Source organism: Pseudomonas sp. JV245A (assembly GCF_032424515.1).
GTDB lineage: Bacteria > Pseudomonadota > Gammaproteobacteria > Pseudomonadales > Pseudomonadaceae > Aquipseudomonas > Aquipseudomonas protegens.
In genome coordinates, this window is record NZ_VYKE01000171.1 from 1 (window position 1) to 10,066 (window position 10,066).

The following is a 10,066-nucleotide window of genomic DNA, read 5'->3' on the forward strand; positions in this document are numbered from 1 at the left end:
GGCCCGGGCCGAGGCATCCAGCTCATCCACCAGGGCGATGCAGTCTTCCTTGAACGGCATGGACACCCCGCAACCGCGGATGCCCAGCGCCCGGATCCCGGCGACGGCGCCGGGCAGGTCCTGGCTGCTGAAGGCCTTGTAGTAGAAATTGAGACCCAACTGCTCATACAGGTGGTTGTGAAAACGCAGGCCGAAATTCCCCGGGCGCCCGGACAAGGACATGCACAACTGAGTGTCTTTGTTGGGGTTCATTTGCATATCGGTTTCCTCGCTCGGCACTTTCAGATGGACGGGATTGGTCTGGCGCGCCGCTTGGCCTGATCATATCGGCGCGTGTTCACCGGCCTTCGCCACCGCCCAGGGATGACGGTAAAGAGACCGGTACAGACCTTACACAATATTTACTCAGCGGCTGTGCAGATTTCACAGGAACCGCTGTCTTAGAAGTATCCCCGCGTCAGTTCTTGAGTCTGGTGCAGACCATAAACGCTGGGGTTGAACCGAGGAATGACCATGATCTCCAAAATCCCCAAGATAGCCTTGCTCATTGGTGCACTCGCTGTCGCAGGCCAGGCTTCAGCCCACGGTGGTGGTGGCTGGGTCGGGCCCGCCGCCTTGGGTGCTGTCGTCGGCGCTGCCGTAGTGGGTTCGGTGATCGCCAACCAGGATCGCCCGGTCTATGTGCAGCAAGCGCCGGTGTATGTCCAACCGCAGCCGGTCTATGCCGCACCGCCACCACCGGTCTACTACCAGCCGGCACCGGTCTATGTGCAGCAACCGGTCTACTACCGCCCGGCACCGGTGTACTACGGGCCACCTCGCGGTTACTACGGCCACCCGCATTACTATTACGGCCCGGGTCCCGGCCGCTGGTAAGCACTGGCAGAATCAAACAACAGGCCCCGCCCCCAAAGCGGGGCTTGTTGCATTTTGCCACTATCCGAATGTCTGAATAATTCTCAAGCATGTCGTGACTGGAACAGTATTTGCGTTTAAATCCGGCAATAGTGTACTGATCCCACGGCTGCGGTGAGCGACATGCGACTGTCATGTTTGTGTCATTCAAGGACGACAAGATCGACACAGTCCGCTCGCCACAGGCCCATAACAACAAGGACGAATCCATGCCCACGCAAAACCCGCACCGCGTCGCCGGCCTCTGCACCTCCAGCCGGGTGTACGACGCCCTGACCGAACTCAAGCACCTGGAAGGCCACCGCAGCGCCAAGTTCCTCTCGCTGCTGGCCCAGAACCTGGTGCGCAAGGGCCTGCTCAACGAGCAGGAAGTGCTGCACATGCTCGACCAGGTGGTGGACTGAACTGCCGGCTGCGGTAGCACCGGCATCAATGTCCACTATCAGATTGGGTGATTTTTCGTAGCACTTGGGGCTTTGTAAGGTAACCCCCTCAGATCGAGGAGGTTGTCATGCCCAAGGTTCAGATCATGTCCGTCATCGGCAGCGCGGTCCCCGCATCGCTCAGGGAACTGGGGTTGCTGGCTTGCTGGTACCTGGTGCGCGACGGCGAGATGGTCAGCGGCCCGCTGACCTCCCTGCCCGCCGCCCAGACCCTGTCCCGGCAACTGGCGCTGCGCATCGTCCAGCCCTAGGGCAACTGCACCCGGGGCCGGGTCTCGACGAACAGGGCCCAGCTGGACATGAACAGCGCGGCAATCAGGGGCCCGATGACAAATCCGTTGAGGCCGAAGATCGCCAGCCCTCCCAGGGTCGAGATCAGGATCAGGTAGTCCGGCATCTTGGTGTCCTTGCCCACCAGGATCGGCCGCAGCAGGTTGTCCACCAGGCCGATCACGAACACCCCGAACAGCCCCAGCACCACCCCTTGCCAGATCGCTCCGCTGATCAGGAAGTAGGCCGCCACCGGCCCCCAGACAATCCCCGCCCCCACGGCCGGCAACAGTGACAGGAACGCCATCAGCACCGCCCAGAGCAAGGCGCTGGGAATGTCGAGGAACCAGAAGATCAAGCCCCCCAGGGCGCCCTGGGTCACCGCCACCAGCACATTGCCCTTGACCGTGGCCCGCACCACTCGGTTGAACTTCAATTGCAGGCGGCGCTTCTGGTATTCCGCCAGGGGCACGGCGGTGCGGATCTTGCGCACCAGCTCCGGGCCGTCGCGCAGAAAGAAGAACAGCAGGTAGAGCATGATGAAGAAGCTCACCACGAACTCGAAGGTGCCCTGGCCGAAGCTGAAAGCCTGGGTCGCCAGGTACTGGCTGCCCTGCATCGCGCTCTTGACCACCTTCTCCTGCAGCCCCTTGAGTTCGCCCAGGCCGAAGCGGTCCAGCAGATGCTGGAAGTACGGCGGCAGGCTGTGCTTGAACTGAGCCAGGTAGGCGGCGATATCCAGCTGGCCGCTTTCGATTTTCTTGTACAGCTCGGCCCCCTCCTGCACCAGCAGCACGCTGGTGATGATCACCGGCAGAATCGCGATCACCAGGCAGATCAACAGGGTGCACAGGGACGTCAAGTTGCGCTGCCAGCCGAAGCGGGCCTGCAGCCGACGCTGCAAGGGGGCGAAGACAATGCCCAGGATCACTGCCCAGAACAGCGCACCGTAGAACGGCAGCAGAATCCAGATAAAGGCCAGGGTCACCAGTGCCAGCAACAGCAGCAGGCTTTTGTTTTGCAGGTTGGTTTGGTTCATCTACAGGTCCAGGTCTGTCACGCGGAAAATCAGCGTCCTGAGGCTTAGTCCCCGGCCGCGGCGCCGAGTGCCGTTTTTTCTGCTGTCGGCATAGATCCAGATCAATGAATACCCTAGCGCACTGGCTTACCCTCGCGACCTTTTGCGACCGACAGCCCCATGACGCTCCTCGCCAAACCCGAACTCCTGGCCCCCGCCGGCACCCTGAAGAACATGCGCTACGCCTTCGCCTATGGCGCCGACGCGGTGTACGCCGGCCAGCCGCGCTACAGCCTGCGGGTACGCAACAACGAATTCGACCATGCCAACCTGGCCCTCGGCATCCGCGAGGCCCAGGCCCAGGGCAAGCGCTTCTACGTGGTGGTCAACATCGCCCCACACAATGCCAAGCTCAAGACCTTCCTCAAGGACCTGGCGCCGGTGATCGAGATGGCCCCGGATGCGCTGATCATGTCCGACCCGGGGCTGATCATGCTGGTACGCCGGCACTTCCCGCAGATGCCGATCCACCTCTCGGTGCAGGCCAACACGGTGAACTGGGCCAGCGTCGAGTTCTGGCTGCAGCAGGGCCTGACCCGGATCATCCTGTCCCGGGAACTGTCCCTGGAGGAGATCGAGGAAATCCGCCAGCAGGTGCCGGGCATGGAGCTGGAAGTCTTCGTCCACGGGGCGCTGTGCATGGCCTACTCCGGGCGTTGCCTGCTGTCGGGCTACATGAACAAGCGCGATGCCAACCAGGGCACTTGCACCAATGCCTGCCGCTGGAAATACAGCGCCCAGACGGCCACCGAGAATGCCGTGGGCGACATCGTGCAGAGCTACCAGCCGGAGCCGACCCTGGGCCTGGGCGCCCCCACCGACCAGGTGTTCCTGCTGCAGGAAGCCAATCGCCCGGGCGAGCTGATGCCGGCCTTCGAAGACGAGCACGGCACCTACATCATGAACGCCAAGGACCTGCGGGCGGTGCAGCACGTGGAGCGCCTGACCCGCATGGGCGTGCACTCGCTGAAGATCGAGGGGCGCACCAAGTCGCACTTCTATTGCGCACGCACCACCCAGGTCTATCGCCGGGCCATCGACGATGCCGCCGCTGGCCGCGAGTTCGACCGCCAGTTGATGAGCGATCTGGAGTCCCTGGCCCAGCGCGGCTACACCGAGGGTTTCCTGCGCCGGCATGTGCATGACGAGTATCAGAACTACCAGAACGGCAGCTCGGTGTCGGAGCGCCAGCAGTTCGTCGGTGAACTGACCGGCGAACGCCGCGACCGCCTGGCCGAAGTGAAGGTGAAAAACCGTTTCGCCCTGGGCGATCACATGGAACTGATGACCCCTCGGGGCAACTTCCATTTCGACCTGCACCAGTTGCAGAACGCCAAGGGCGAAGCCATCGAAGTGGCGCCAGGTGACGGCCATACGGTGTACCTGCCGATCCCTGATCAGGTGGACCTGCGCTTTGGCCTGCTGATGCGCGATATCAGCGCCTGAGCCGTGCAGTTAACACCCTGATGTAGCTGCTGACGGGGGCGGTGGGACCTTCTGGTGGGCTGCCAAAAGACCGCCACGCAAGGCCCTTCGGGCCTTTTCGCAGCCTCGCAGGCTTGGCAGCGGCTACACCAGCCACCGGCGCCCCGCCCTCAGATACGGAATTGTCCCACCAGCCGCCCCAGGCGCTGGCCCAGGTCCGCCAGGCTGCGGGAAGTCTGGGCGCCGCGCTGGGTTTCATCGGCCACACTGTCCACCGCCACGGCGATCTGATGCACGCTGCGATTGATCTCCTCGGCCACCGCGGTCTGTTCTTCCGCCGCACTGGCAATCTGCGCGTTCATCGAATTGATGGTGCCGATCAACTGGGCCATGGTGTCCAGCGACGCCCCGGCTTCGTTGGCCTTCACCGAGGTGCCGTCGCCGGCATCGCTGGAACGGCGCATGGCGTCCACCGCCACCCGGGTGCCCTGCTGCAGGCGGTCGATCATGCCCTGGATTTCCTGAGTGCTCTGCTGGGTGCGGCTGGCCAGGGCCCGTACTTCGTCGGCCACCACCGCAAAACCGCGCCCGGCCTCCCCGGCCCGAGCCGCTTCGATGGCGGCGTTCAGGGCCAGCAGGTTGGTCTGCTCGGCGATCGAGCGGATCACGTCCAGCACGCTGACAATCGACGTCACGTCCTGCTGCAGGCTGTCCAGGGAAGTGCCGCTGTTGCGGATATCGCTGACCAGCGCATGGATCTGCTGGATGCTGCCATCCACCACGCGCTTGGCCGCCTGGCCCTCTTCATCGGTCTGCTGGGCGGCAACGGCTGCACCCTGGGCACTGCGGGCCACCTCGTGGGCTGCGGAGGACATTTCGTTGATCGCCGTGGCCACCTGATCGGTCTCGTGGCGCTGGCGCTCCATGGCCTGTTCCGAACGCTGGGCCTGATCCGAGACCTGGGTCACCAGCTCGGTGAGCTGGCCGGTCATCTCGGTGATCTGCCGCACCAGGCCGTGGATCTTGTCGACAAAGCGGTTGAACGAGCCGGCCAACTGCCCCAGTTCGTCCTGGCTGGTAATGGCCAGGCGCCGGGTCAGGTCGCCCTCGCCGGCGGCGATATCGTCGAGGTTGGCTTTCATCAGGTTCAGCGGGCGCAGCATGGTGTTGGCCACCAGCATGCCCAGGGCGGCGATCACCACCAGCACCACCGCGGCGATCCCGAGGATGCTCAGGACCATGCCTTCCATGCGCTGGTTGACGCTGCTCTGCACTGCGGCGACCTGGGCGTCGATGCCATCGAGGTTGACCGAGGTGCCCAGCACCATGTCCCACTTGGGCAGGTACTCGGTGTAGCCCAGCTTGGGCACCAGCACGTCGCTGCCCGGCTGGGTCGAGCTGTATTGCACATAGTGGCTGCCGTCCTTGCCGACCCGCACCAGCTCGCGGTTGACGTACACACCATTGGGGTCGCGGTTGTCCTTGAAGCTCTTGCCCACGCCGTCCGGACTGTTGCCCTTGAACAGGCGCACAGTCTCGGAGTCGTAGCCGAAGAAGTAGCCGTCCTTGCCATAGCTGATATTGGACAGCAGCTTGACCACTTCGGCCCGGGCGGCCTGATCGCCCTGCGCCGCCGCATCGTAGAGCGGCTTGACGGTAGTCAGCGCGACTTCCACATAACTCTGCAGGGTGGCCTTGGCTTCAGTCAGCAGCCGGTTGCGGGTTTCCTCGACTTCCTTCTGTGCCTGCTGGCGCAGCATGAGCACGGTGCTCAGGCTGATCACCAGGGCGAACAGCAGTACCGGGAGTACTGCCAGGGACAGGACTTTGGCCTTCAGGCTCAAGCGCATAGGGGGCTCACTCTTGGTTTTTTATTGGCGTGATATGCCGTTAACGGCACGCCAAAAAAAAAGTTGAGCCTGAACCCGTAGGAGCCGGCTTGCCGGCGAAGGGGCCCTCGAGCCTTGCACCGACCTTGCCGATGCCTTCGCTGGCAAGCCAGCTCCTACGACAACCCCCGGCTTCTACGAGAGCGAGATGATCAGAGGACCATGGCCGCCACCCAGCCAAAGGCCAGCAGCGGCAGGTTGTAGTGCAGGAAAGTCGGAACCACGGTGTCCCAGATGTGGTGGTGCTGGCCGTCGATATTCAGGCCCGAGGTCGGTCCCAGGGTCGAGTCCGAGGCCGGCGAACCGGCATCGCCCAGGGCACCGGCGGTGCCGACGATGCAGACGATGGCCAGCGGGCTGAAGCCCAGTTGCACACACAAAGGCACGAAGATCGCCGCGAGGATCGGCACCGTGGAGAACGACGAGCCGATGCCCATGGTCACCAGCAGGCCCACCAGCAGCATCAGCAAGGCGCCCACGCCCTTGCTGTGGCCGATCCAGGCCGCCGAGGCCTGGACCAGGGAATTGACCTCGCCGGTGGCCTTCATCACTTCGGCGAACCCCGAGGCGGCGATCATGATGAAGCCGATCATGGCCATCATCTTCATGCCTTCGGTGAACAGGTCGTCGGTCTCGCGCCAGCGCACGATGCCCGACACCGAGAAAATCAGAAAACCGCACAAGGCACCGATAATCATCGAGTCCAGCAGCAGCTGGATCACGAACGCCGCGACTATGGCCGCCGCGGCCACCAGCAGGGTCCGCGGGTTGTACTGCACCGCCACCTGCTCGACCTTCTCGATGCGGTCCAGGTCATAGACGCGCTTCTTGCGGTAGCTGAAGAACGCCAGCAGCAAGCCGCAAAGCATGCCCAGGGCGGGAATGCCCATGGCGTGGGTGACGTTGACCTGGCTGATATCGACGCCGCTGCGGGCCACGTTGGCCAGGAGGATTTCGTTGAGGAAGATGTTGCCGAAACCCACCGGCAGGAACATGTAGGGGGTGATCAGGCCGAAGGTGATCACACAGGCGATCAGCCGGCGATCCAGTTGCAGCTTGGTCAGCACATACAGCAGCGGCGGCACCAGCAGCGGAATGAAGGCAATGTGGATCGGCAGGATGTTCTGCGAGGCAATCGCCACCACCCACAGCAGGCCGATCAGCAGCCACTTGACCTGGCCGCCGCCGTTGGCGTCCTGCCGGTCCACCAGCAGCAGGATCTTGTCCGCCAACGCGTGGGCCAGCCCGGATTTGGCAATCGCCACGGCGAAAGCACCGAGCAAGGCGTAGGACATGGCCACGGTGGCACCGCCCCCCAGGCCGCTATTGAAGGCCTTGAGCGTGGCCTCGATGCCCAGGCCGCCGGCCAGGCCGCCCACCAGGGCGCCAATGATCAGGGCGATCACTACATGCACGCGGGACAGGCTGAGCACCAGCATTACGCCAACCGCGGCAATTACTGCGTTAATCATCGTTACCTCATTACTGCGCCGCTAAAAATGGCGCAAAAGCCTGTGACCGACCGGAAGGCAGCGGGCTGCCGACATCGAAATGAAAGAGGTTCTTATTAGGGGGGCGCACTTTGCAGCAGCCGACCCGGCTTGTCAAAACCCCTCACCCCGCCGCCCGCAGGAGCGAGCTTGCTCGTAAAGCCCCCAAGACCAACCCCGTACCCGTGGCGAGGGAGCTTGCTCGCACTGGGCTGCACAGCAGCCCCAGCGCCTCGCGGTTTATTTCGAACAAGCGTTTAAAGAACGCCATTGGTCGGCCGCTACAGTGCAAAGTCTCAGATATTTATCGAATAAAGGACGTCTCCATGTCGCTCAGACAACTTTCCATCCAATGGAAAATCACCTTGCTGGCCGGACTCTGCCTGTTGGGCATCGTGTCGCTGTTGGTGGGGCTTTCGCTGTATCGCATGGAGCACAGCTCCGAGCTGGTGAAGGCCTCGAGCATGGAGATGCTCAACGAAGCCGCCCAGGCGCGGATCGAGGCCCAGGGTGAAGTCCAGGCACTGGGCATTCGCCAGCAATTCATGGACGCCTATCAATACGGCCACGGCTTCTCGCGCCAGGTGCTGTTCCTGCGGGAACAGGCCGAGAAACGCTTCCTCGACGCCTTCGATCTGCGCGAGGACCTGACCCGCCAGGTCAAGTCGGCGCTGCAGGCCAACCCCGACTTGCTGGGCCTGTCCCTGGTGTTCGAAGCCAACGCCCTGGACGGCAAGGACGAGTTGTTCGGCGGCCAGAGCGAACTGGGCAGCAACGAAAAGGGCCGCTTCGCCCTGTACTGGTCCCAACCCACCCCGGGCAAGCTGACCTCCATGTCACTGCCCGAAAGCGACATGAGCGACACCCGCACCGGCCCCAGCGGCCAGCCGGCCAACGCCTGGTTCACCTGCCCGCGCAGCACCCTCAAGCCCTGCGTGATCGAACCCTACTTCTATGACATCGACGGCCAGAAGGTGCTGATGACCAGCATCGTCTTCCCGCTGATGGTGGACGGCAAAGTCATCGCTTCGCTGTCGGTGGACATCAACCTCAACAGCCTCCAGGCCATCAGCCAGAGCGCCAGCAAGCGCCTCTATGCCGGCCAGACCAACGTCAGCATCCTGAGCCCGGTGGGCCTGCTGGCCGGCTACAGCCCGGACGCCAGCAAGCTCAGCCAGCGCCTGGACAGCGTCGACACCACCAACGGCGCCGAGCTGATCCGCCTGCTGGCCAACAGCACCCAGACCCAGAGCCTGCACAGCAACCGTGAACTCAAGGTGCTGGCGCCCTTCACCCCGATCCCCGGTGGCAAGGCCTGGGGCGTACTGCTGGATGTTCCGGAAAAAGTCCTGGTAGGCCCGGCCGAAGCCCTGAAAAGCGAGCTGGATGCGCGCAACAACAGCGGCACCCTGATCGAGCTCGGCCTGGGCCTGCTGGCCGCGGTGGTGGGCCTGTTGCTGGTGTGGCTGATGGCCCGCAGCGTGACCCGGCCGATCCTCGGCGTGGCCCACATGCTCGAAGACATCGCCAGCGGCGAAGGCGACCTGACCCGACGCCTGGCCTACGACAAGCAGGACGAACTGGGCCAACTGGCCGGCTGGTTCAACCGCTTCCTGGACAAGCTGCAGCCGATCATCGCCGAGGTAAAACGCTCGGTGCAGGACGCTCGCGGCACCGCCGACCAGTCTTCGGCCATCGCCACCCAGACCAGCGCCGGCATGGAGCAGCAGTATCGCCAGGTGGACCAGGTGGCCACCGCTTCCCATGAAATGAGCGCCACCGCCCAGGACGTGGCCCGCAGCGCGGCCCAGGCCGCCCAGGCCGCGCGGGATGCCGACCAGGCCACCCGCCAGGGCCTGAACGTGATCGACCACACCACCCGCAGCATCGACTTGCTGGCCGCCGACATGAGCGCCGCCATGACCCAGGTCGAAGGCCTGGCTGCCAACAGCGAGCAGATCGGCACGGTACTGGAAGTGATCCGCTCGATTGCCGAGCAGACCAACCTGCTGGCCTTGAACGCGGCCATCGAAGCCGCTCGCGCCGGGGAAGCCGGCCGCGGCTTCGCGGTGGTGGCCGATGAGGTGCGCAACCTGGCCCAGCGCACCCAGGAGTCGGTGGAAGAAACCCGCCAGGTGATCGAGCAACTGCAGAACGGCACGCGGGAGGTGGTGGGTTCGATGAACAACAGCCATCGCCAGGCCCAGGGCAGCGTCGAACAAGTGGGCCAGGCGGTCACCGCCCTGCGCCAGATCGGCGATGCGGTAACCGTGATCAGCGACATGAACCTGCAGATCGCCAGCGCGGCCGAACAGCAGAGCGCAGTGGCCGAAGAGATCAACAGCAACGTGGCGACCATTCGCGATGTCACCGAATCGCTGTCGGAGCAGGCCAATGAATCGGCGCGGGTCAGCCAGTCGCTCAACAGCCTGGCCAACCAGCAACAGAGCCTGATGGACCAGTTCCGCGTCTGACCCCGCTGCCGCAGGCTGCGACAGCCGCCACGGGCGCCGAACCTGGCGCCCGGCAAGTTCAGCGCCTGGGCAGTTCGATCTC

Annotated in this window: 8 protein-coding genes and 3 pseudogenes; 6 read left to right on the forward strand and 5 right to left on the reverse strand. The window is 63.8% G+C overall.

Going from position 1 to position 10,066, the window contains the following annotated elements; all coding sequences use genetic code 11:
• A pseudogene (locus tag F6S12_RS27275) lies at positions 1–258 on the reverse strand (shikimate 5-dehydrogenase); the annotation flags it as partial.
• Between the two features lie 249 nt (positions 259–507).
• Here F6S12_RS27275 and F6S12_RS27280 point away from each other — a divergent pair.
• The 3 genes from F6S12_RS27280 to F6S12_RS27290 all read left to right on the forward strand — a co-directional run bounded on the left by F6S12_RS27280 (position 508) and on the right by F6S12_RS27290 (position 1,609).
• Positions 508–876, forward strand: a complete 369-nt coding sequence (locus F6S12_RS27280) for a hypothetical protein (protein ID WP_015636359.1) — start codon at positions 508–510, stop codon at positions 874–876.
• A 248-nt stretch (positions 877–1,124) separates the two neighbouring features.
• The gene (locus F6S12_RS27285) at positions 1,125–1,319 is read left to right on the forward strand and encodes a hypothetical protein (RefSeq protein ID WP_011062291.1); all 195 of its coding nucleotides are present in this window, start codon (positions 1,125–1,127) and stop codon (positions 1,317–1,319) included.
• A 107-nt stretch (positions 1,320–1,426) separates the two neighbouring features.
• Positions 1,427–1,609: a hypothetical protein gene (locus tag F6S12_RS27290; RefSeq protein ID WP_053152771.1), complete on the forward strand. Its 183-nt coding sequence runs from the start codon at positions 1,427–1,429 to the stop codon at positions 1,607–1,609.
• Here the strand turns inward: F6S12_RS27290 and F6S12_RS27295 are convergent.
• On the reverse strand, positions 1,606–2,667 hold the full coding sequence (locus F6S12_RS27295; RefSeq protein WP_011062293.1) for an AI-2E family transporter: 1,062 nt from the start codon (positions 2,665–2,667) through the stop codon (positions 1,606–1,608). The two genes, F6S12_RS27290 and F6S12_RS27295, sit on opposite strands and share 4 nt — an antisense overlap.
• Positions 2,668–2,826: 159 nt before the next feature.
• Between F6S12_RS27295 and yegQ the strand changes: the two genes are divergently transcribed.
• Positions 2,827–4,152: a tRNA 5-hydroxyuridine modification protein YegQ gene (gene yegQ / locus F6S12_RS27300; protein WP_125063513.1), complete on the forward strand. Its 1,326-nt coding sequence runs from the start codon at positions 2,827–2,829 to the stop codon at positions 4,150–4,152.
• 149 nt (positions 4,153–4,301) lie between these two features.
• Here yegQ and F6S12_RS33945 read toward each other — a convergent pair whose 3' ends face one another.
• The 3 genes and pseudogenes from F6S12_RS33945 to F6S12_RS27310 all read right to left on the reverse strand — a co-directional run bounded on the left by F6S12_RS33945 (position 4,302) and on the right by F6S12_RS27310 (position 7,489).
• Positions 4,302–5,123: a methyl-accepting chemotaxis protein gene (locus F6S12_RS33945; RefSeq protein ID WP_370509004.1), complete on the reverse strand. Its 822-nt coding sequence runs from the start codon at positions 5,121–5,123 to the stop codon at positions 4,302–4,304.
• An 84-nt stretch (positions 5,124–5,207) separates the two neighbouring features.
• Positions 5,208–5,981: pseudogene (locus F6S12_RS33950) on the reverse strand (cache domain-containing protein); the annotation flags it as partial.
• A gap of 191 nt (positions 5,982–6,172) precedes the next feature.
• A complete protein-coding gene (locus tag F6S12_RS27310; protein WP_161466524.1) occupies positions 6,173–7,489 on the reverse strand; it encodes a Na+/H+ antiporter family protein in 1,317 nt (438 codons plus the stop codon).
• A 566-nt stretch (positions 7,490–8,055) separates the two neighbouring features.
• Here F6S12_RS27310 and F6S12_RS33955 point away from each other — a divergent pair.
• Together F6S12_RS33955 and F6S12_RS33960 are read left to right on the forward strand one after the other, a co-directional pair.
• A pseudogene (locus F6S12_RS33955) lies at positions 8,056–9,126 on the forward strand (HAMP domain-containing protein); the annotation flags it as partial.
• 102 nt (positions 9,127–9,228) lie between these two features.
• Positions 9,229–9,984, forward strand: coding sequence for a methyl-accepting chemotaxis protein (locus tag F6S12_RS33960; RefSeq protein ID WP_373870541.1), 756 nt, complete (start codon positions 9,229–9,231; stop codon positions 9,982–9,984).
• The last annotated feature ends 82 nt before the right edge of the window (positions 9,985–10,066 follow it).